The 21,050-nt window shown below is 68.4% G+C and carries 24 protein-coding genes; 3 read left to right on the plus strand and 21 right to left on the minus strand.

The features are described 5' to 3' along the window. Positions 1–79 precede the first annotated feature (79 nt). The 3 genes from H5T77_RS10675 to H5T77_RS10685 all read right to left on the minus strand — a co-directional run bounded on the left by H5T77_RS10675 (position 80) and on the right by H5T77_RS10685 (position 3,789). Entirely contained in the window at positions 80–997 is a 918-nt protein-coding gene (locus H5T77_RS10675; protein ID WP_292648706.1) for a type IV toxin-antitoxin system AbiEi family antitoxin domain-containing protein, read from the minus strand. A gap of 84 nt (positions 998–1,081) precedes the next feature. Continuing rightward, positions 1,082–2,095 (minus strand): GNAT family N-acetyltransferase, encoded by a 1,014-nt coding sequence (locus H5T77_RS10680; protein ID WP_292648709.1) that lies wholly within the window; start codon positions 2,093–2,095, stop codon positions 1,082–1,084. Continuing rightward, positions 2,092–3,789 carry an ABC-F family ATP-binding cassette domain-containing protein gene (locus H5T77_RS10685; RefSeq protein WP_292648712.1) on the minus strand — a complete coding sequence of 566 codons (1,698 nt, stop codon included), beginning with the start codon at positions 3,787–3,789 and terminating at the stop codon, positions 2,092–2,094. Before H5T77_RS10685 ends, H5T77_RS10680 begins: the two co-directional genes overlap by 4 nt. A 118-nt stretch (positions 3,790–3,907) precedes the next feature. Between H5T77_RS10685 and H5T77_RS10690 the strand changes: the two genes are divergently transcribed. Further along, positions 3,908–4,822, plus strand: a complete 915-nt coding sequence (locus H5T77_RS10690) for an alpha/beta hydrolase (RefSeq protein ID WP_292648715.1) — start codon at positions 3,908–3,910, stop codon at positions 4,820–4,822. Between the two features lie 95 nt (positions 4,823–4,917). Then, positions 4,918–6,258 carry a cytochrome P450 gene (locus H5T77_RS10695; protein ID WP_292648718.1) on the plus strand — a complete coding sequence of 447 codons (1,341 nt, stop codon included), beginning with the start codon at positions 4,918–4,920 and terminating at the stop codon, positions 6,256–6,258. Between the two features lie 9 nt (positions 6,259–6,267). Here H5T77_RS10695 and H5T77_RS10700 read toward each other — a convergent pair whose 3' ends face one another. Further along, positions 6,268–6,885 (minus strand): class I SAM-dependent methyltransferase, encoded by a 618-nt coding sequence (locus tag H5T77_RS10700; protein WP_292648721.1) that lies wholly within the window; start codon positions 6,883–6,885, stop codon positions 6,268–6,270. Further along, positions 6,869–7,735 carry a tRNA pseudouridine(38-40) synthase TruA gene (gene truA, locus H5T77_RS10705; RefSeq protein WP_292648724.1) on the minus strand — a complete coding sequence of 289 codons (867 nt, stop codon included), beginning with the start codon at positions 7,733–7,735 and terminating at the stop codon, positions 6,869–6,871. Before truA ends, H5T77_RS10700 begins: the two co-directional genes overlap by 17 nt. Before the next feature lie 124 nt (positions 7,736–7,859). On the opposite strand from truA, the gene H5T77_RS10710 reads away from it, so the two are divergent. Then, the gene (locus H5T77_RS10710) at positions 7,860–8,528 is read left to right on the plus strand and encodes a hypothetical protein (RefSeq protein WP_292648727.1); all 669 of its coding nucleotides are present in this window, start codon (positions 7,860–7,862) and stop codon (positions 8,526–8,528) included. Between the two features lie 48 nt (positions 8,529–8,576). On the opposite strand, the gene rplQ is transcribed toward H5T77_RS10710, so the two are convergent. The 16 genes from rplQ to map form a co-directional block, all read right to left on the minus strand. Beyond that, positions 8,577–9,110, minus strand: a complete 534-nt coding sequence (rplQ, locus tag H5T77_RS10715; protein WP_292648730.1) for a 50S ribosomal protein L17 — start codon at positions 9,108–9,110, stop codon at positions 8,577–8,579. Positions 9,111–9,266: 156 nt separating this feature from the next. Further along, a complete protein-coding gene (locus H5T77_RS10720; RefSeq protein WP_008361061.1) occupies positions 9,267–10,283 on the minus strand; it encodes a DNA-directed RNA polymerase subunit alpha in 1,017 nt (338 codons plus the stop codon). Between the two features lie 149 nt (positions 10,284–10,432). After that, positions 10,433–11,041 (minus strand): 30S ribosomal protein S4, encoded by a 609-nt coding sequence (gene rpsD / locus H5T77_RS10725; protein WP_183544329.1) that lies wholly within the window; start codon positions 11,039–11,041, stop codon positions 10,433–10,435. 34 nt (positions 11,042–11,075) lie between these two features. Next, positions 11,076–11,477: a 30S ribosomal protein S11 gene (rpsK, locus tag H5T77_RS10730; RefSeq protein ID WP_091052417.1), complete on the minus strand. Its 402-nt coding sequence runs from the start codon at positions 11,475–11,477 to the stop codon at positions 11,076–11,078. Positions 11,478–11,563: 86 nt separating this feature from the next. Then, the gene (rpsM, locus tag H5T77_RS10735; protein ID WP_292648745.1) at positions 11,564–11,941 is read right to left on the minus strand and encodes a 30S ribosomal protein S13; all 378 of its coding nucleotides are present in this window, start codon (positions 11,939–11,941) and stop codon (positions 11,564–11,566) included. A gap of 159 nt (positions 11,942–12,100) precedes the next feature. Then, positions 12,101–12,214 carry a 50S ribosomal protein L36 gene (gene rpmJ / locus H5T77_RS10740; protein ID WP_008361054.1) on the minus strand — a complete coding sequence of 38 codons (114 nt, stop codon included), beginning with the start codon at positions 12,212–12,214 and terminating at the stop codon, positions 12,101–12,103. 27 nt (positions 12,215–12,241) lie between these two features. Beyond that, complete coding sequence (gene infA, locus H5T77_RS10745) at positions 12,242–12,463, minus strand: translation initiation factor IF-1 (protein WP_011757309.1); 222 nt, start codon at positions 12,461–12,463, stop codon at positions 12,242–12,244. Positions 12,464–12,776: 313 nt separating this feature from the next. After that, positions 12,777–14,030 (minus strand): styrene monooxygenase/indole monooxygenase family protein, encoded by a 1,254-nt coding sequence (locus H5T77_RS10750; RefSeq protein ID WP_292648828.1) that lies wholly within the window; start codon positions 14,028–14,030, stop codon positions 12,777–12,779. 33 nt (positions 14,031–14,063) lie between these two features. Further along, entirely contained in the window at positions 14,064–14,654 is a 591-nt protein-coding gene (locus H5T77_RS10755) for a GTP-binding protein (RefSeq protein ID WP_292648831.1), read from the minus strand. Further along, positions 14,632–14,976 carry a DUF742 domain-containing protein gene (locus H5T77_RS10760; RefSeq protein WP_179659677.1) on the minus strand — a complete coding sequence of 115 codons (345 nt, stop codon included), beginning with the start codon at positions 14,974–14,976 and terminating at the stop codon, positions 14,632–14,634. Before H5T77_RS10760 ends, H5T77_RS10755 begins: the two co-directional genes overlap by 23 nt. A gap of 28 nt (positions 14,977–15,004) precedes the next feature. Next, positions 15,005–15,454: a roadblock/LC7 domain-containing protein gene (locus H5T77_RS10765; protein WP_179659678.1), complete on the minus strand. Its 450-nt coding sequence runs from the start codon at positions 15,452–15,454 to the stop codon at positions 15,005–15,007. A gap of 29 nt (positions 15,455–15,483) precedes the next feature. Continuing rightward, a complete protein-coding gene (locus tag H5T77_RS10770; RefSeq protein ID WP_292648837.1) occupies positions 15,484–16,818 on the minus strand; it encodes a sensor histidine kinase in 1,335 nt (444 codons plus the stop codon). Between the two features lie 347 nt (positions 16,819–17,165). Continuing rightward, on the minus strand, positions 17,166–18,203 hold the full coding sequence (locus H5T77_RS10775) for an LLM class flavin-dependent oxidoreductase (protein WP_292648840.1): 1,038 nt from the start codon (positions 18,201–18,203) through the stop codon (positions 17,166–17,168). A 30-nt stretch (positions 18,204–18,233) separates the two neighbouring features. Further along, on the minus strand, positions 18,234–19,319 hold the full coding sequence (locus tag H5T77_RS10780) for an enterochelin esterase domain-containing protein (RefSeq protein ID WP_292648841.1): 1,086 nt from the start codon (positions 19,317–19,319) through the stop codon (positions 18,234–18,236). Positions 19,320–19,589: 270 nt separating this feature from the next. After that, positions 19,590–20,207, minus strand: coding sequence for a 4'-phosphopantetheinyl transferase family protein (locus H5T77_RS10785; protein ID WP_292648845.1), 618 nt, complete (start codon positions 20,205–20,207; stop codon positions 19,590–19,592). Positions 20,208–20,231: 24 nt separating this feature from the next. Beyond that, positions 20,232–21,047, minus strand: a complete 816-nt coding sequence (map, locus tag H5T77_RS10790) for a type I methionyl aminopeptidase (protein ID WP_292648848.1) — start codon at positions 21,045–21,047, stop codon at positions 20,232–20,234. Between the last annotated feature and the right edge of the window lie 3 nt (positions 21,048–21,050).

Genomic DNA, 21,050 nt, shown 5'->3' on the forward strand with positions numbered 1-21,050 from the left:
GTTGCACTCGTATCCAAATTTTACCGGGGTGTGCGGACTGGTTTGCCATTTTGCGCACCCTTGGCAGCACACCGCCGGGTTAGGCGGCTTTTGGCACTCCTAGTCTTCGCAGGTCGCGGGCCAGGCGCTGTGGCTCGTCGCGGATCTCACGTGTCGTGCACCGGACGATGACGCGGTCCGGCGCGGACAGGGCGCGCTGCCGGGCCAGATCGTCCTCCCAGTGCTCGACCTCCATGTGGAAGCCGCCATCGATCTCGAGCACGAGCAACCGCCCATCGGGAAGCGGCCACTCGCAGTCGGTGTAGCGCACCCTGCCGTCGCTGTCGCGGCGCTTCGTCTGCTGCGCCGGTCTCGCGATCCCGAATCGGCGGCACATCCGCCTGAACTCCATCTCCGACAGCGACTGAGCACCCTCGCTCATCTCAGCCAGAGCCCTTCGGAACAGCGGGGCCTTGCGCAACGGCTTGAGGTCCCTGAGCCAGGCGGCGAGCGACTCCGGAGTCGTCAACCGCTGCTGGACCACTGCGGCCAGGACCCCCTGCGACGTACGGTCGCTGCGTTCCTGAGCCGCCCACATCAGGGCCGCCGGTTCGAGCTTCATCAGCGGCAGCTCGCTCGACGTCGACCTGAACGAGTCGATCGCCTTCCGGGTGCGCACGAAGTCGATGCCGTCGAGCGGCTCCTGGATGTCGTCGCCGTACGGAACGAGCACCGTGATCGTCTCACGGTGCCAGTTGGCCAACTTGTGCGCCTCGGCAGCGGTGAGACCGCCGACCAACGCCCGCGGCCCACCCTGGAGCACGCCCAACCACATCAGCTGGTCACGGGACATCGAGCCCGTGAAGGTGCTGATCACGGTCGAAGACCGCTCCACCCACCGCTCCGCGGCGAGCTGGTTGCGCACGCGCCACCGTGAGATCCCGAGCGCACGCAGCTGCGCCCGAGTGACCAGCCCGCCCTGCCGCGCCGCCAGGAGAAGCACATCGAAATCCGCCATACGGTCACGCTGCCAGCCCCCACCGACATTTTCGCGGTGTGCTGCCAGGGGTGCGCTATGGCGCACTCCTGGCAGCACACGACGTCATTTCTGGGTGCTGCACAGCCACTCGATCGGCTCGAAGCCCATGGCCTCGTTGACCTGGATCATGTGGGCGTTCACCTCGGCGTTGTAGGTCGTCAGGGTCGGCGCCTCGGGACGCTCGGACTGGAGCAGCCTGAGGTTGGCGACCTTCACCGCCAGCCCGAGCCGGTGGCCCCGGTGAGCCTTCTCGACCAGGGTGCCCCACTGATAGCTCTTGCCGTCCATGCTGGAGTAGCCGATCACCGTGTAGGCCACCACCCGGCCCTCGGCATCCAGCGCCACCGAGTGGTAGAGGGTCCGCTTCTGGGCCTCGACCAGCTCCTCCATCTCGCGCACCTTCGCCACATCGGGCTCTGGCGCCTCGACGTCCAGGTCGCCGGTCGGCGCCTCGGTCTCCAGGCTGGCGTCGAGCACCGCCCAGCTCTCGACGATGTCGTCGGGTACCCGGCCGACCCAGGACCGCAGCGTGTAGGAGCCGTGCCGCTCGGCGGCCTGCGCCGCCAGTCGGTCGAGGACGTCGCCCGGCACCGGGAGCCGCAGCAGGCGGCGTACCTCGACCAGCGCAGCCGCATAGCCCCGGGCGAGCCCGAACTCCCGTCCCGGCGAGCCCTCACCGCTCGACCCGAGCGACCAGGGCCACCAGACCTCGCCCGTCAGCGACGTACGCCCCTGGGCCCGCGCCGCCGCCTCGACATGGTCGAGCAGGCTGGTGCCATGGCCCTGCCGGCGGTGGGCCGGCAGCACCGCCACCACGAGCGTCGCCCGGTGGAGGTTGTGGGTCAGCGGCATGGCCATCCAGGCGGCGGCGACCACCTCCTCACCGACACGGCCGGCGTACGCCCTCCGGTCGGTCTTCGCGGTCTCCTGCTGCAGCTCGACGCGCAGCTCCTCACGTGCCCACAGGTCCGCGTCGGGGCCACGCACGTCCAGCCACGACTGGGTCATCACGTCGTACCACGCGTCGAAGGCGTCCCCTTCGAACGGATCCACCCGCTCGACCACCAGCTCACTCATCGTGACCTCTCCACTCTCGTCTCGTCCCAGACCGGCTCCGGGGACTCGTAGACGTCTCCGTCCGCGCCGTAGACCAGGAACCGGTCGAAGCCACGGGCGAACCAGCGGTCGTGGGTGACCGCGACGACCGTGCCGTCGAACGACTCCAGCCCGGCCTCGAGAGCCTCGGCCGACTGAACGTCGAGGTTGTCGGTCGGCTCGTCGAGCAGCAGCAGGGTGGCACCGCTCAGCTCGAGCAGGAGGATCTGGAAACGCGCCTGCTGCCCGCCCGAGAGCGACTCGAAGGTCTGCTCGGAGGCGTGGGCGAGCTCGTAGCGGTCGAGGACCCGCGAGGCCGCCTCGCGACCCATCCCCGAACGCCCGCGCCCGTCGGGCGTGGCCTCCCCACGGTGGAGGATGTCGAGCAACGTACGCCCCACCAGCTCCGGATGGGCATGGGTCTGGACGAACCAGCCCGGCCGCACACGGGCGCCGAGCTTGGCCTTCCCACGGTGGCGTACCGGTTCGATGGGGGTGTCCTCGACCGGGCGATGCTCCACGTCCGGGTCGGTGCCGCCGCGGGCGAGCAGCCGCAGGAAGTGGGACTTGCCCGAGCCGTTGGAGCCCAGCACAGCAACCCGCTCGCCGTACCAGACCTCCAGGTCGAACGGCTTCATCAGTCCGCTGAGCTCGAGCGCCTCGCAGACCACCGCCCGCTTGCCGGTCCGGCCGCCGCGCAGCCGCATCTGCACCGCCTGCTCTCGGGGCTGCTCGACGGGCGGGCCGGCCTCCTCGAACTTCCGGAGTCGGGTCTGGGCCGCTCGGTATTGGCTGGACATCCCGTCGTTGTACTCCGACTTGACCTTCAGCCGCAGGACCAGCGCTTTGATCTTGGCGTGCTCCTCGTCCCAGCGACGGCGCTGCTCCTCGAACCGCAGGAACCGGTCCTTGCGGGCCTCGTGGTAGGAGGCGAACCCACCAGGGTGGGTCCACGTGCTGTTGCCGGCGCCGGACGCGCCGAGCTCGACCGTGACCACCCTGGTCGCGGTGTTGTCCAGCAGCTCACGGTCGTGACTGACGTAGAGGATCGTCTTCGGAGACTCCCGGATGCGCTGCTCGAGCCAGATCTTGCCGGGCACGTCGAGGAAGTTGTCCGGCTCGTCGAGGAGCAGCACCTCGTCGGGGCCGCGCAGCAGATACTCGAGCACCAGCCGCTTCTGCTCGCCGCCCGACAGGGTGTCCAGGGAGCGGTAGCGGGCGCGGTCGTAGGGGACGCCGAGCCCGGCCATGGTGCACACGTCCCAGACGACCTCGAGGTCGTAGCCGCCGGCGTCGGCGTACTCGGCCAGCGCGGTCGCGTACCGCATCTGCAGCCGCTCCTCCTCCGAGGACATCAGCTCCAGCTCGCAGGCCTCCACTGCTGCCGCCGCCTCGCGCACCCGCGCGGGCGCCACGGAGAGCAGCAGCTCACCGACGGTCGAGGAGCCCTTGCCCACCATCTGCCGCATCACGCCGAGGCCGCCCGAGCGAACCACGGATCCGGTCGTCGGGGTCAGCTCCCCGGTGACGATCCGCAGCAGCGTGGTCTTTCCGGCGCCGTTGGCACCGACCAACGCCACCTTCGCGCCCTCCCCCACCCGGAAGGAGACGTCGTCGAGAAGCACTCGCCCATCAGGCAGCTGGAACCGCACTCCAGCAACGTCCACATGTCCCACAGCCGTCCAGTCTGGCATCCGTGTCGAATGGTTATTCCGGCCCGGTTGGGTCGAAACGGTCCCATCAGTAGAACGTGATGCTCGACACATTTCAGCGAATACCGATATGACTTACGCCATGCCTCCGCTCGACAGCCAGATCGCCGACCTGCTCACTCTCTACGCGTTGGGCGAGCCCCTGGAGTCGTACGACCCGCCGACGGCACGAGCGCTCTTCCGCGCATTGAGCGAGGGCGTTCCACTTCCACCGGTCGCCTCGGTCGAGAGCTCGGTGATCCCAGGTCCGGCCGGCGACCTGGACGTACGCATCTATCGGCCCACCACCGAGGGGCCGCTGCCGACGATCGTGATGTTCCACGGCGGCGGCTGGGTCGTCGGCGACCTCGACACCCACGAGGACCAGGCCCGCAACCTTGCCTCCAACTGCGACGCCGTGGTCGTCTCCGTCGACTACCGCCTCGCACCTGAGCATCCCTTCCCCGCCGCCTACGACGACGCGCTGGCGGCCGCCCGCTGGGTCAGCGACAACGCGGCGACGCTCGGGGGTGATGGCCGGGTGGCTGTCGCCGGCGACAGCGCCGGCGGCAATCTGTCGACCGTGGTCGCCCAGGTCTTCCGGGCCGAGGGGCGCGAGCTCGCCGGCCAGCTGCTGATCTACCCGGCGACGGACATGACCAGCGGCTACCCCTCCTACGCGGAGAACGGCCACGGCTACTTCCTCGAGCTGCCGACGATGAAGTGGTTCTCCGACAACTATGTCGGTGGCGGCGACCGCGCCGACCCGCGGATCAGCCCGATCAAGGGCAACCTGGAGGGTCTGGCCCCGGCGGTCGTGGTGACCGCGGAGTTCGACCCGCTGCGCGATGAGGGCATCGCGTACGCCAAGGCGCTGGAGAGCTCAGGGGTTCCCACCACCTACATGCACTGCGACGGTCTCATCCACGGCTTCTTCGCCATGGGGCAGCATTCGCAGACGGCACAGCTCGCGATCGAGGAGACGTGCGCGCTGTTCCGGGCCGTGCTCCACGGGTGATCCCTTAGGTGTGCCCCAGGGGTGATCGAGGACATACCGTGAAACCAGGGGTATTCCTGATGACCGTGCCCTGACGATGGGTCAGACTGGGCCGCATGCAGATTGCTGCCCAGGTACGTTCCTCTCTAGGGGCGATGACGCGACCGCTGACCGAGCGGGTCCGCAAGCTCGCCCTGCAGTTCGCGATGCGGGGCAAGGAGTCGCCGATCCCCGACATCACCACGCTGCGCAAGATCCCCGAGCACCTGACCTTTCCGCTGCTCCGTGACGGCGTCGACCCGGTGCCGATGCTCGCCGAGAGCCGTGAGCAGGCGCCGGTCACCAAGCTCGGCTCGGTGCTCGGGCTCGACATCGTGCTGGTCACCGGCCATGCCGAGTCCAAGCACGTGCTGGCCGACAAGACCGCGTACTCCAACGACATGCGCCACCTGCTCGGCACCCGCAAGCGCTCCGACGCCGAGAGCATCGGCGGCCTCGGCATGACCGACCCGCCCGACCACACGAAGCTCCGCGGGCTGCTGACGCCGGAGTTCACCATGCGGCGCCTGGGTCGCCTCACCGAGATGATCGACCGGATCGTCACCAACGCCCTCGACGACATGGAGGCCCACGGCCCCGAGGTCGACCTGGTCCAGCACTTCGGCTTCGAGATCCCGTTCCGGGTGATCTGCGAGCTGCTGGGCATGCCCGAGGACGTACGCGAGGAGTTCCACAAGCTCGGCATGGCCCGGTTCGACCTGTCGGAGGGCAGCGCCGGCTCCTTCGGCGCCGCCACCGAGACCCGGACGTTCCTCATCGAGCAGGTCCGCCAGCAGCGCGCCAACCCGGGCGAGGGCATGATCGGCGAGATCATCCGCAACAAGGGCTCGGAGTACGACGACGTCGAGCTCGGCGGCCTCGCCGACGGCGTCTTCCTCGGGGGCTACGAGACCTCCGCCTCGATGCTCTCCATGGGCGCCTACGTCCTGATGCAGAACCCCGAGGCGTACGAGATCCTGCGCTCAGGCGAGCGGGCCGGGGTCGACAAGGTCGTCGAGGAGCTGCTCCGCTACCTGTGCCCGGTGCAGCTCGCCTTCCCGCGGTTCGCCCGCGAGGACCACGACCTCTTCGGTCTGCCGGTCAAGAAGGGCGCCGTCGTCCTGGTCAGCCTGACCGGGGCCAACCGCGACCCTGCGGTGGTTCCGAAGCCGGAGCAGTTCGACCTCCGCAACGCCGACACGATGCACTTCGCCTTCGGCCACGGCATGCACCGCTGCGTCGGCGCCGAGCTGGCCCGCATGGAGCTCCGTGCCGCCCTCACCGGCCTCGCCCGCCGGTTCCCCGACCTGGCCATGGCCACCGACGACCCCGGCGCCCTCGGCTGGCGCGACCTCTCGGTCGTCTACAGCCTCGACCGCCTCCCGGTCCGGCTGGCCAAGGACCTCGTCCCGGTCTGATCCTCGCTATCAGCCGCGGCGGGTCTCGAGGACCCGGAACCCCTTGGCGCTGCCGATGCGGGTGGTGGGGTAGCCCTGCTCGGTGATCCAGCGCTGCAGCGAGTCGCCGCCGAGGTTCTTGCCGACGACCATGACCGCACGACCACCGGGGGCGAGGCGTGGCAGCCAGGTGAGCAGGAGCTCGTGGAGGGCCGGCTTGCCGATCCGGATCGGCGGGTTGCTCCAGATCTCGTCGTACGTCACCTCGGCGTCGACCTGGCCAGGTGTCCGCGCGACGTAGCGGTCTCCGAGACCGAGCTTGGCCGCGTTCTCGTTCGCCAGCAGGACCGCCCGCTCGTTGACGTCGACCCCGGTGACGTACGCCTCCGGCACCGCGACCCCCAGCGCGAGCCCGATCACGCCGTAGCCGCAACCGAGGTCGAGGATCCGCGCGCCCGGCTTCAATGACGGCGGGTCGGTCTCCTTGAACAGCACCGAGGTGCCGATGTCCAGCCGCCCCTTGGCGAAGACCCCCGACCCGCTCACCAGGTCGAGATCAATGTCCCACACGGTCGTCGAGACCGGGATCCGCTCGAAGGCCACCGACGGGTCGGCGGAGAAGTAGTGCTCGTCATCGGTCCCGGTCAAGCTCGCTCGCCTCTCTGCGATTCATGGTGCGTTGGTGCTGGGCAGCCAGCATCTCGTCGGGCGGGTAGGCGACCTCTTCGAGGGTCAGCCCGTTGGCCGGCGCGATCGGGATCGAGGAGGACCGGGTGCGCGATGCCAGTGACTCCTTCGCCCAGGTGACGTCCTTGCGCCCCTCCCCGATCACCATCAGGCAGCCGACCAGGGATCGCACCATCGAGTGGCAGAAGGCGTCGGCGAGGACGGTCGCCTCGATGATCCCGTCGGGGCGTTGGTCCCAGGTGAGCTGGCGCAGGTCGCGGATGGTGGTCGCACCCTCGCGCGGCTTGCAGAAGGAGGCGAAGTCGTTGAGGCCGACGAGATCGGCGGAGGCGACGTTCATCGAGGACAGATCCAACCGCCGGGTCCGGTAGAGCACGTGACCGCGCTGCAGGGGATCGACGTACGCCGGATCGTCCACGATCCGGTAGACATAGCGTCGCGACAGGGCCGAGAACCTGGCGTTGAACCCCTCCGGCGCCTCGGTCGCCCGGTGAACCCGCAGGTCAGCTGGGAGGATCCCGTTCAGGCGGCGCACCAGCGAGTCGAGCGGCGACTGCTCCGTCCGTCCCCGCGAGGACTCGAGCACCTCTGCGTCGACGTCGAAGTGCGCGACCTGGCCGCGGGCGTGCACTCCCGAGTCCGTACGCCCCGCCACCGTCACCCACACCTGGGACCGATCGTCGATCGCCGGCATCCGCAGGGCCGTCGCCAGCGCGTCCTGCAGCTCTCCCTGCACCGTGCGCAGCCCCGGCTGGGTCGCCCAGCCGTGGAACATGGTGCCGTCGTAGGCGAGGTCGATCCTGATACGCACGTCGCTCATTGTCCCAGCAACACCGGCTCCGGACGGAATGCGCGAGGCAGCTTTCGCCGGACTCTGACCGTCGGCCCTCGAATGGAGTGGCCAAGCGGGCAGCGGATCCGACAGGCTGCCCGCCATGAGCCACTCAGCGTCGCCTCCCCCACCGCCCCCGACGCCCCGCTCAGGGGCCGACGGCACCGGTAGCGCCGCTCGATCGACCAAGGCAGTCACCATCGCCGTGATCACCGCGGTGGTGCTCCTGCAGATCGGGATCGCCCTGATCGGCCTCGTCCTGGTCTACCTCCTCGGCGGCACCGCGGCCGCCATGACGATCGTCACCATCGTCACCATCGTGCTCAACGCGCTGCTGTATGCGGTGGTGGCAGGCGGCGCCGCAGTCATCGCACGCACCCCGACGGGCCGGCTCCTGGGCATCGCGCTGCCGATGCTCGCGTGGCTCTTGAACACCGTGCTCTGGCACGCCCTCGTCGAGCTGTTCCAGTTCTACAACCCGATCGTCGTCGGCCTGCTCGCACCGCTGGTCCTGCTGTTGGTCCTCGCCGGTTGGGGATGCGCCGCTTGGACCGGTCGCCGGTGGCTGATCGGGCTCCCGGTCACATATTTCCTGCTCATCGTGGTGCACGTGCCCCTGTCCCTCGCGGCGCCGCAGACGGTGTCTTTCGACAACTACGCCGCGGCGCAGCTGTTGTCGGCTCTGTCCGCCTTGGTGACGACGGTGGCCATGGTCCTCGGCGGGGTCGTCTGCTGGCTGCTGGCCCGATCGGAGCAGGAGGCCTGGAAATGACGGCGGCCCGTCACCCTCGCGGGTGACGGGCCACTGTTTGAAACCAGATCAGGCCTTGGCCTCGTCCTTGGTCTCCTCAGCAGGCGCCTCGTCGGCAGCAGCCTCGGTGGCCTCGGTCTCCTCGGCAGCAGCCTCCTCGGCCGGCGCCTCGTCGGCCGGGGTCTCCTCAACGGGGGCAGCAACCGGAGCCGCGGCAGCCGGAGCAGCCTTGGTCTTCGGCTCGTAGGCCTCGTTGACGAGCTCGATCACAGCCATCGGAGCGTTGTCGCCCTTGCGGGGACCGATCTTGGTGATCCGGGTGTAGCCACCCGGACGCTCCGCGAACTGCTCGGCGATCTCGGTGAAGAGGGTGTGCACGACCGACTTGTCGCGGATGGTCTTGAGGACCTCGCGACGGTTGTGCAGGTCACCCTTCTTGGCCTTGGTGATCAGCTTCTCCGCGACGGGGCGGAGAACCCGGGCCTTGGCCTCGGTGGTGGTGATGCGGCCGTTCTCGAACAGCGCGGTGGCGAGGTTCGAGACGATCAGCTTCTGGTGCGCGGGCGAACCGCCGAGGCGGGCACCCTTCTTCGGGCTAGGCATCGAGCCTGCTCCTTCTCTCCGGCCGTACTAGGTACCGGGGTAGACGCCCAGATGGGCGGTTTTCTCATGGATTACGCCGGGCCGCGGCTGCACCGCAAACCCATGGCGAAACTGTCCGCCCGGCCGTGGCGGAGCCGCCTGGCCGGGCGTAACAACTCAGTACTGCTCGTCCTCGACGAACGCGTCGTCGTCATCGTCGCCGTAGGCGGCGAGGGCGGCGGACGGGTCGAAGCCCGGGGCGCTGTCCTTGAGCGACAGGCCCATCTCGTGCAGCTTCAGCTTGACCTCGTCGATGGACTTGGCGCCGAAGTTGCGGATGTCGAGCAGGTCCTGCTCCGAGCGGGAGATGAGCTCACCCACGGTGTGGATGCCCTCGCGCTTGAGGCAGTTGTAGGAGCGGACGGTCAGCTGCAGGTCCTCGACCGGGAGGGCGAGGTCGGCGGCGAGCTGCTCGTCGACCGGCGACGGGCCGATGTCGATGCCCTCGGCGTCGACGTTCAGCTCACGGGCCAGACCGAAGAGCTCGACCAGGGTCTTACCGGCCGAGGCGATCGCGTCGCGGGGAGCGATCGACGGCTTGGTCTCGACGTCGATGACGAGCTTGTCGAAGTCCGTGCGCTGCTCGACACGGGTGGCCTCGACCTTGTAGCTGACCTTGAGGACCGGCGAGTAGATCGAGTCGACCGGGATCCGGCCGATCTCGTTCTCGGCGCCCTTGTTCTGGACCGCGGAGACGTAGCCGCGGCCACGCTCGACGACGAGCTCGAGCTCGATCTTGCCCTTGTCGGACAGCGTCGCGATCTTCAGGTCGGGGTTGTGCACCTCGACACCGGCCGGCGGCGCGATGTCGGCAGCGGTGACGTCACCGGCACCGGACTTTCGCAGGTACATGGTGACGGGCTCGTCGTGCTCGGAGGAGACGACCAGACCCTTGAGGTTGAGGATGATCTCGGTGACATCCTCCTTGACGCCCTCGATGGTCGAGAACTCGTGGAGAACGCCGTCGATCTTGATCGAGGTGACCGAAGCACCGGGGATCGAAGAGAGCAGGGTGCGCCGAAGAGAGTTGCCCAGCGTGTAACCGAAGCCCGGCTCGAGGGGCTCGATCACGAAACGGGAGCGGAACTCCTCGACGGACTCTTCCGACAGGGTGGGGCGCTGTGCGATAAGCACTGATTTGTCCTTTCCGGGCCGACCGCTATTTGACGGACCCGAACTTCAAGGGGTGATGACGGAAGGCTGTGGGGGCGGCAAGGCCCCGGCGTACTTCTTCTGTGAAGTTTGAACGCCGGGGACTCGCCGTGGTTACTGCATAGGGCTGATCAGAGCTTCGAGTAGTACTCGACGATCAGCTGCTCCTGGACCGGGACGTCGATCTGAGCCCGGACGGGGAGCTGGTGAACCAGGATGCGCATCCGGTTCGGGACAGCCTCGAGCCAAGCCGGGACGACGCGCTCGCCGTGGGTCTCGCGAGCCACGATGAACGGGGTCATCTCCAGCGACTTCTCGCGAACGTCGATGACGTCGTGAGCCGAGACCTGGTACGAAGGCACGTTGACCTTCTTGCCGTTGACCAGGAAGTGGCCGTGAACGACCAGCTGGCGGGCCTGGCGGCGGGTGCGGGCGAACCCGGCACGGTAGACGACGTTGTCCAGGCGGCCCTCGAGGAGCACCAGGAGGTTGTCGCCGGTCTTGCCACCGCGACGGTGGGCCTCGGCGTAGTAGGAAGCGAACTGCTTCTCCATCACGCCGTAGGTGAAGCGAGCCTTCTGCTTCTCACGAAGCTGGAGGAGGTACTCGCTCTCCTTGATGCGGCCGCGGCCGTGCTGGCCGGGAGGGTAGGGGCGCTTCTCGAACGCCGCGTCGTTGCCGACAAGGTCGACACCGAGACGGCGCGACTTGCGGGTCATGGGTCCGGTGTAACGGGCCATTACTCTTCAGTCTCCTTCTATGTCTCGGTGGGGATCAAACGCGACGGCGCTTGGGCGGACGGCAACCGTTGTGCGGGGCCGGCGTGACGTCCTGGATGGTGCCGACCTCGAGGCCGATCGCACCCAGGGAACGGATCGCGGTCTCGCGGCCCGAGCCCGGGCCCTTCACGAAGACGTCGATCTTCTTCATGCCGTGGTCCATCGCACGGCGACCAGCGGCCTCGGCGGCCATCTGAGCGGCGAACGGGGTGGACTTACGCGAGCCCTTGAAGCCGACGGTGCCGGCCGAGGCCCACGAGATCACCGCACCGGTCGGGTCGGTGATCGTGACGATCGTGTTGTTGAACGTGCTCTTGATGTGGGCTTCGCCCTGAGCGACGTTCTTCTTCTCCTTGCGACGAACCTTCGTCGCACCCTGTCGGGTCTTCGGAGGCATGCATTAACTCCTGAGTTGGCTGGTCTGTGAGATCGAGGCGAAGGCCGGATCAACGCTGCCCGGAAAAGTCCGGTACAGGCGTCGAATCACTTGGCCTTCTTCTTGCCGGCGACGGTGCGCTTCGGGCCCTTGCGGGTGCGCGCGTTGGTCTTGGTGCGCTGACCGCGGACCGGAAGGCCCTGACGGTGGCGGCGTCCCTGGTAGCTGCCGATCTCGATCTTGCGACGGATGTCGGCCTGGACCTCACGACGGAGGTCACCCTCGGTCTGGATGCCCTGGGCTTCGATCTCGTCGCGGAGCTTGACCAGCTCGTCCTCAGCCAGAGCGTGCACCCGGGTGTTCGGGTTGACGCCGGTGGCCTCGAGGAGCTTCTGCGAGGTGGTACGGCCGATGCCGTAGACGTAGGTGAGAGCGATCTCCACGCGCTTGTCGCGCGGAAGGTCAACACCTTGGAGGCGTGCCATTGTGATCCTTACGTTGCGTCAGAGGTGTCGGTCGGGTCGCGTCCCGGGGTGGCACCCTCGGGCTCCGGCCTCTGCTCCGGAGGTGAGTTCGGACCCAGAAAGTTCTGGCCTGTGTCCTAGCGACTCGATGAAGTATTCAGTTGTGCTGCGAGCTGGGACTCAGCCCTGGCGCTGCTTGTGGCGCGGGTTCTCGCAGATCACCATGACGCGGCCGTGGCGACGGATCACCTTGCACTTGTCACAGATCTTCTTAACGCTCGGGTTGACCTTCATGTCAGCCCTTTCTTGATCGTCGGCTGGCTACTTGTAGCGGTAGACGATCCGACCGCGCGTCAGGTCGTAGGGGGACAGCTCCACCACCACGCGGTCCTCAGGAAGGATCCGGATGTAGTGCTGCCGCATCTTGCCGCTGATGTGGGCGAGAACCTTGTGTCCGTTGCTCAGCTCCACGCGGAACATAGCGTTGGGGAGGGCCTCCACTACGGTGCCCTCGATCTCGATCACGCCTTCTTTCTTCGGCATGCCCTCTGCAATCTGTTGGTCGGTCATCTACCGTTCAAACCACGGATCGGATGACCCGCGGGCGGTCCGGGAACCTCTCCGAATACCGGAGTGGACCTCGTGAAGCCATCTGCATGTCTCACCCGCGAACGCGCAGAAGCGCGCTGACCGGGCAGCCGCGAGGCACGACGGGACAGACCCACGTTGGACCGACTACCAAGCGTAGTCCCGTAGAACAGCAATGCCCTAATCGTCAAGCCGCCGCCTCCGTAGAGCACTGCAGAGAATACGGAAGCGGCGGCTTGAACCTCTGTGATCGCTCGCTGACGCTCGCTCAGGCCCGGGCGGCTGCGTCCGCCTCCGCGACCTCTGCGATGTACGCCATCGCCGCCTCCGGGTCGCCGAGGAACGGTCCGAGATCCTCGGGGTGCGGGAACAGCCGGGTGAACCGGTCCGCCACCGCCTGGTGCTGGGTGGCCGCGCCGAGCACCTGCTGCACGTGCTCGGGCAGCGGGTTGAGCAGCGCGTCGGTCATGCCGGTCGAGTGCTGGGCACGGGTCTCCCAGAAGGTCTCGAAGGTCGCCTGCATCCATTCCGGGTCGAACGGCTGGTCGCCACGCTCGACGATCGCCTTGGTGTAGATCCCGGCGCAGTGGGCGGCGTTGTTGGACCCCTGACCCGCGATCGGGTCGTTGACCACGACGACGTCGCCCATGCCGAAGACGTAGGTGCCGTCGGCGACCTCGGCGTACGGCTTGCGGATCATGCCGGTGAAGGAGCCCGAGAGCGAGGCGCGGGCGTCGGTCGGCACGCACTCGCGCATCAGCTCGCCCTCCCACGGCATGTGCTCGAGCATCAGGTGCTGGAGACGGCGCAGGTGCTCGTCGGGACGCGGGCGGTCCCAGAAGCAGTCGAAGGGGCCGTCCGGGACCGCCTCGACGAACGCGACCCGGCTCGGTCCGGCGCTGGTCAGGGCGGGGATCACGAACAGCTCCCCCACCCCGGGCGCGACGTTGATCCGCATGCTCCCGGCCGGGAAGTCGTCCGGCTCGACCCAGTTCTGGAGATAGATCGCCGAGAGCGTACGGCCGGGGCTGGTGTACTTCGAGCGGACGGGGTCCCGGTCGAAGAGGTCGACGATCTCGCCCTTGCCCGCGGCGATGAGGGTCAGGTCGTACATCGGCGCCAGGCCGGCCAGGTCGGAGGTCATCACGGGGTGGTAGATGATCCGGCCGCCGCGGTCCTCGAACAGCTCCAGCCAGGTGGACATCTTCAGCCGCTGGTCGACGGACATGGCGTACGGCTGCCACGGCCCGTCGAACTTCAGCGCCCGGACCCCGGGCTCAGGGCTGACCGAGATGCCGACCGCGGGGATGCGCGGTGCCTCGTCCTCCCAGAGGTTCAGGTCGTAGGCACGCTCGTAGGCCAGGGCGGGCTCGAACATGACCTGCGTCGACATCGGCCAGCCGTCGCGCAGCTCGTCGGGCGTACGCGCGGACATGACCGTCACCTCATAGCCCTCGATCTGGAGGCTGAGAGCGAGCTGCATGCCCGCCTGTCCGGCGCCGACGATCAAGATCTTGCGCAAGGAAACTCCTTCGGAGTGGGGACGCCTCCGGGGTCAGGCGCGGGTGGGGGTGGTTTTCATCGTGTGTGCCAGGCAGGCGACCAGCGTCTTGGCCGTGGACCTGCGGTCGCGGGCATCCACGGTCACCAGCGGCGTCTTCTCGTCGAGGCAGAGTGCCTCGCGCACCTTCTCCAGGGAATGGGTGAGCTTTCCGTCGAACAGGTTCACCGCCACGACGAACGGTACGGCGGAGTCGTTCTCGAAGTAGTTGATCGCGGGGAACGACGCATCGAGATGGCGGGTGTCGACGAGCACGACGGCACCGCTGGCGCCGCGGCACAGGTCGTCCCACATCGGCCAGAACCGGGGCTGCCCCGGCGTACCGAACAGGTAGAGCAGCAGGTCGGGGGCGAGGGTGACCCGGCCGAAGTCCATCGCGACCGTCGTGGTCGTCTTCGCGCTCGAGTCCGAGAGCGGGTCCACCGACTCGCCGGCCTGCGTCATCCAGGCCTCGGTGTTCACCGGCGGGATCTCGGAGACGGAGGCGACCAGGGTCGACTTCCCGACACCGAAACCTCCTGCGACCACGAGCTTGGCAGAGGTGACGGACAGCGACTGGCGGTCAGCCGAGCTCGGAAAGGCCATCGATAACTCTCTTCAACAGACGGTGGTCGAACGGGGAGTCGTAGGCCCCCTCATTGATCTGCAGGTGCTCGGTCGAGGCAAGGTCCTCGAGCAGCACGCGAGTCACCCCGAGTGAGATCCCGCAATGCGCGGACAGCTCCGCGACCGACTGTGGCCCGAGACGTACACGGTCGTAGAGCCGGCGCGACTCTGGCGTCAGCTTGGACGCCGCTCGCGCATCGAAGTGCGACGCCGAGATCAGCGTGTGCACGTACAGCTGGTGGTTCGTCTGGGTCCGGCCGCCGGTGAGCACATAGGGCCGTACCCACGGATTGGAACTCATGGTGCCCCCTCCGCTCGCTGACGTTCGTTCACGCCCGCTCCCCCGCCATCGAGCTGACCGTCATCTGGCGCAGCTCGTCGCGCATCTGGGGAGTGAGTACGTGGCCGACGGCGTCGACCAGCTGGGCCATCTTGTGGGCGACGACGCCCAGGTTCGCACCGGCGCCGACGAGGACGGCGAAGCCGGCGAGGTCGCCGATGCCCATGAAGAGGAAGTGGCCGCTGTGGAACTTCAGCATCACCTGGTCACAGCCAGGCTCACCCACCTCACGCGCGATGTTGTTGCCGAGACTGATCACCCCGGCGGTCATCGCGGCAAGAGGGTCGGCGACGTTGGCGGACATGCCGCCGGCACCGATCAGCGGGAGACCGTCGGAGGAGACGATGAGCGCATGGGTCACACCGGGAGTGGAGCTGGCGAAGTTGTCGATCAGCCAGCTGAATTCCTTGGGGTCGCGGGGAACGACCGGGCTTTCCATTACGAAAGGGTTCCTTTCACTGCTGGGACTTAGCTACCAAGGGAGAACGCGTCGAGGTCGTCTGCGAAGGAGTGCCGGGCCGCCGACTGGCCCTCCGGTGAGGAGTCCTCGGTCTTCGGTCCGACGGCTGCTTCAGGCACGGTCTGCTTGTTGCGCAGGCTGACCGGCTCCCGGCGCGGGAGCGCACCGGACTCTACTGGTCCGCTCTGTTCAGCGGGCACGGAGGCCTCGTTCGTCTCATCCGCCCCACCCGTTTCACCGGGGAGCGGGATCGGCGATTTCAGGGTGTCGGTCGACGGATCCGGCGAGGCCTGCTGGCTGGGTGCGGGCGCGAACTGGGCCTCCGGCCGCTGCGGTGGCTGCTGCCCGGGGTGCTGTCCGGTCTGTGCCTCCGGGTGCGGCTCGGTGAACGGATCGGTGAGCGGGTCGGTCCGATGCGTTGGCCGCCGCGCGGGGTCGATGGGCTCGACGGGCTCGAGCGGGGACCGCCGAGTCTCCAGGCGCGCAGGCTGGGCTGCCGGCTGTGACACGGGCTGCGAGACCGGCTGTGACACCTGCTGGGGGCCTCGCCGCCGCGGGGCGGGAGGCAGGACCGCGACGCTGCTCGCGCTGGAGCCCCTCGGCAGCTCGGCCGGCTCGATCGGAGCGACCGGCACCTCGCACAGCAGCTGAGCCGGGACGGTCACCATCGCGATCATCCCGTTGCCGGGTGCGGGCCGGGTGGCGAGGCGTACGTCGATGTCATACTTGCGGGCGATCCGGTGCACCACCGGAAAGCCGGTGTGGCTGCCGGACTTGCTGACCAGCTCCACGACCGGGCCTGCGAGCAGCGCGTTGAGGCGTCCCACCGACCGCTCCGGGATGCCGATGCCGGTGTCCTCGATCCGGAAGAGCACGTCACCGGCGTCGGCCAGGTGGACGTTGACCGTCACCGCTCCAGGGGAGTACTTGGTCGCGTTGTCCAGCAGCGCGGCGATCAGGCAGGCGACATCGTCGGCGGCATAGCCGATGACGGCCAGCTCGCTCACCCGGCCGATCGTCACCTGGTTGTAGCGCTCGATGCTCGACAGCGCCATCCGGATGATGTCCAGCAGCGAGGTGTCGATGCCGCCCATCTCGTCCTGAGCCCGGCCGGCGAGCGTACGCAGGTCGCGGCTGGCGCGCCGCATGCGAGTCACCGCGTGGTCGACCTCGTAGAGCTTCCGCAACCGCTCGGGATCGTCCTCGTCGGCCTCCAGACCGTCGAGCGAGATGCGCATCTGCTCGGCCAGGCTGATCAGGTGGAGCCCGAACTGCTCCATGATCTCGGGCCAGGCCTCGTCCTCCTCCTCCGGAGGCAACGCAGGTGTCGAGGAGACCGGCATGGAAGCAGGTGTCGGCGGCGCGACGGGGTTCGGTGGCACCGGTGGAAAGGGCGCGGCATGGCCGTTCGTCGGAGGGAATGAGCGAGCAGGACCCGGATCTGACTGCTCAGCGAGCGTCGCAGTCTGGGGCGCCCCGCGCTTCAACAAGCGCAGGCTCCAGCGTGTCATGAGGCGGCACTTTCAAATGTGGAGAAGGAAAGGAGCGGTGATCAGATTGGCACAACCCGTGCCCGAGCGCAGAGTTACGCGCCCAGAAGCAGACAGTGTCCTAGGTCCCTCTTCCCGAGTGGCTCAGGCGCGCCGTCACCTTCCGACGGGGTGGGCCAGATCCTACGCCGCCGCCCGACTCAGCTCGCCAGCAGGCGCAGGGTCTCCTCACGGGCCGGCGCGGTGCGCGGATCCGTTCCCTCGTACGCAGATCCGACAGGGTTCACCATGACCTCGTCCACGCCGTACTCGTCGGCCATTCCGGCCAGGCGCGCCTTCGCATACTCGGCGGTGCCGATGATCCAGCGGTGGCGCATGGTGTCGACGAGCCCCTGGTGGGCCTCGGGGATCTCGGTCTTCTCGGCCTCGTCGATGCTGGGCTGCGCGGTCAGCGGCTGGCCCGTACGCAGCTTCAGCATGGTCAGCAGCTGCGGCAGGGCCCGGCGGTCGGCCTCCTCCGCGGTCTCGGCCACGCTCGCGTTCACCGTGAGGAACGTCTTCGGCTCACGGAGGAGCTCCGACGGTCGGAACGTCGACCGGTAGAGGTCGATCATCGCCTTGGTGTCGGTGCCGTTGCCCGCGAAGTGGTGCGCAAAGACGTACGGCAGCCCCTTCTCGGCGGCCAGGCGCGCCGAGTAGTCCGAGGAGCCGAGCAGCCAGAGCTCGGCGACCGACGCTGCCGACGGGGTCGCGTGCAGGACGTGCTGGCGACCTCCGGCCATCAGCCCCACACCCTCGGGTGCCATCATGGAGACGATGTTGTCGAGATACCCTGGGAACCGGTTCACCGCGTCGTCGGTCACTCCCCCGGCACCGTGGCGCAGCGCCCACGAGGTGACCGGATCGGTGCCCGGCGCGCGGCCGATGCCGAGGTCGATCCGCCCGGGGAACGCCGCTTCCAGCAGCGCGAACTGCTCGGCCACGACCAACGGGGCGTGGTTGGGCAGCATCACACCGCCGGAGCCGACTCGGATGCGCTCGGTCGCGCCGGCCACCAGCGAGATCAGCACTGGCGGGTTGGTCGAGCCGACCGCGGGCATGTTGTGGTGCTCGGCGAGCCAGTAGCGCTCGTATCCCAGCTCGTCGGCGATCTTGGCCAACGACAGGGTCGCGGCCAGGGCATCTGCGGAGGACTGGTCCTTGCGGACCGGGACCAGGTCGAGAACGCTCAGCTTCACGTGAGGGCTCAACCCCCACCGAGGCGTCGTTTATTCCGGGGGCAGCAGAGCGCGGAGTCCGTCGGCGACGGCTGAACGCCACCAGGCGTAGTCGTGGCCGCCGTTGTGCTCCGCGGACGTGACGTCGATCCCGGCCGCCCGGAGACGGTCGACGAGGTCGTGGTGGAGCTCGTCGAGGACCCACTCCTGGGTGCCGTGCGCCAGGTGCACGCGGGTCCTGGCCTCCGGCGTGACGGCGTCGGCGAGGTCGTCGAGCCACAGCGAGGCCGACTGGCTGGCTACACCGTGGATGTGCTCGGGATAGGTCAGTCCGGCCCGCAGCGCGGTCACGCCGCCGAGGCTCTGGCCCACGACGTACGTCTCCTCGGAGACCGCACGACGCTCGCGCACCCACGGCAGCAGCTGGTTGACGATGTAGTCGGCACCCTCGCCACCGGCCAGCTCCTCCCAGCGCTTGTCGCGGCCGCCGGAGGCGGGCAGGACGCAGCGTACGTGGCGGAGGTGGCCGTCGGCGATCAGGTTGTCGAGCGTCGTCGGCAGCGAGTGGTGGTCGGTCCAGATCTCGCCGTCGAGCGCGACCACGAGCGGCAGGTCGACGTTGAGCCCGGCGCCTGCCGGGTCGTAGAGCCAGACGTCGCGTCCGTCCGGGCCCGCCTCCAAGGTGACGGTGCCGGGGACGACGTCGTCGCGGCGGGGCAGCCACGGCTGCAGCGGAGCGTCGGGCAGCGAGACGACCGACTGCTTGATGCCCTGCCGGTTGTGGCACCAGTCGGGGTTGAGCGGGTCGAGATATCCGCGGTGCAGCACGGCACGGAGCTCGATCTGCCCCTCGCTCTCCCACGGGGCCAGCTCGCCGGGGTGCTTGCACAGGAAGGCGTAGGAGGCGCGCCAGTCGGCCTTCATCAGGAACGAGGCGTGCCACAGGTCGGTGCCTGCCTTGCGCTCGAGCATCGTCTCGTCGAGGTGACGCTCGTCGGAGAGCCGATTGGCGAAGAGGAACACCTCCTCGGCCTCGTCGTCGCGCCAGCAGAAGGTGACGACGACCTCGTCGTGCGCGCCACCGGGGCCGGTCTCCTCGATGAGCGGGAGCGAGGTGGCGATCTGGTCCCAGAACATCTCGATGTCCTCAGGACTGAGTCGATCGATGATCGCGCTTCGCGTCCGTGCTGATGGATTGGGTCGCGCCGCCATGGGTCGTCGCAACTGCGTACTCATCCGGTTATTCCTCCCGAGTACGGGGCTCTCCCTGTCCCCGCGGGCTGACCAAGTTACTCACAGACGGGCCGAGACGCGAGGTGCCGAGGTCCCTTTCTCTGTCAATCGACAGGTGATGTCGCATAACCGCTAGTCAAACGCGTGGACAACCGGGTTTCGTTCAGTTTCCTATCAGTTTTCGGTCCGCATGTCGGCACAGATCGCGACGGCGCCGAGAAATCCGGGGCCCTCCCACTGGGTGATCCGGAGGTCGCCGAACTGGTCCATCGGGCCCTCCTCCGCGAGAACGTCGAGGCGCTGCGCGGCCGCCATGCTGCCGTGGCCGGCCTTCACCAACGCCTCCTTGCGCACCCACAACCGCGTGAACGCGTACGCAGCGTCCGGCTGCCCCGACACCCAGGCCGCCTCGAGCGGCGAGAGCGCCCGGTCGGGCCCGCGCACGACTCTCTCCACGTCGATGCCGCACCGACGGGTGGCGGCGACCGCCGCGACCTGCCCGCGAGCATGGCTGAGGCTCACCTGGACCGCGGACCGCGCCTGACCGGCCACCGACGGCGCGCCGTGCTCGGTGCTGCCGCACCGAGCGCAGCGCTGCTCGATCACGATCTCCTCGCGCGCGAGGCCCAGCAGCTCCGCAGCGCACTCGCGGACGAGGACGTGCGCTGCCGCGTACGCCTCTTGGTCGGCCTCGGCCACCAGGCGCTGGTGGCGGGCCCGCTCCGCGGCGGTCAGCAACCCGAGATCGGCGGCGACCTCGTCCACCGGCGCGAAGCGCACGATCTCAGTCATCCCGCCACTCGACCCTGCCGCGGCTCAGTGACCGCCCCAGGGGACGCCGAGCTTGCCGAGCATCTCCTCGCCGCCGTCGAGTGCGGTGAGCACCCAGGCGCCGTCGGAGGTGAGCGCGAAGGTGTGCTCGAAGTGGGCGGCCCAGGAGCCGTCGTCGGTGACGACGGTCCAGTCGTCCTCGAGGGTGGTGACCTCGGGGCCGCCGAGGGTGAGCATCGGCTCGATGGCCAGCGCGATGCCGCGCTGCAGCTTGGCGCCCTTGCCCGGCTTGCCGTAGTTGAACACCGACGGCTCCATGTGCATCTCGGTGCCGATGCCGTGGCCGCTGAACTCCTCGAGGATGCCATAGTCCCCCTGGGAGTCGACATAGGTCTCGATGGCGTGGCCGATATCGGTGACCCGGCCGCCGAGGCGGGCGGCGGCGATGCCGTGCCACATGGCTTCCTCGGTGACCCGCATCAGCTCGGAGACCTCGTCGGAGACCGATCCCATGGCGACCGTGATCGCGGCGTCGCCGTGCCAGCCGTCGACGATGGCGCCGCAGTCGATGGAGATGATGTCGCCGTCCTTCAGCTCCCGGGACCCCGGGATGCCGTGGACCACGACCTCATCGACCGAGGCACAGATCGAGCCCGGGAAGCCGTGGTAGCCCTGGAACGACGGGACGCCACCCCGGGACCGGATCGAGTCCTCGGCGATGGCGTCGAGCTCGAGAAGCGTGACTCCGGGCCGCGCGGCGGCCCGGAGCACCTCGAGCGTCTCGCCGACCACGAGGCCGGCGATACGCATCTTCTCGATCTGCTCAGGGGTCTTGATCTGGACCTTGTTCAAGAAGCCCACTGC

Origin of the sequence: Nocardioides sp. (assembly GCF_014360585.1) — a bacterium.
In the GTDB taxonomy this organism is placed as follows: domain Bacteria; phylum Actinomycetota; class Actinomycetes; order Propionibacteriales; family Nocardioidaceae; genus Nocardioides.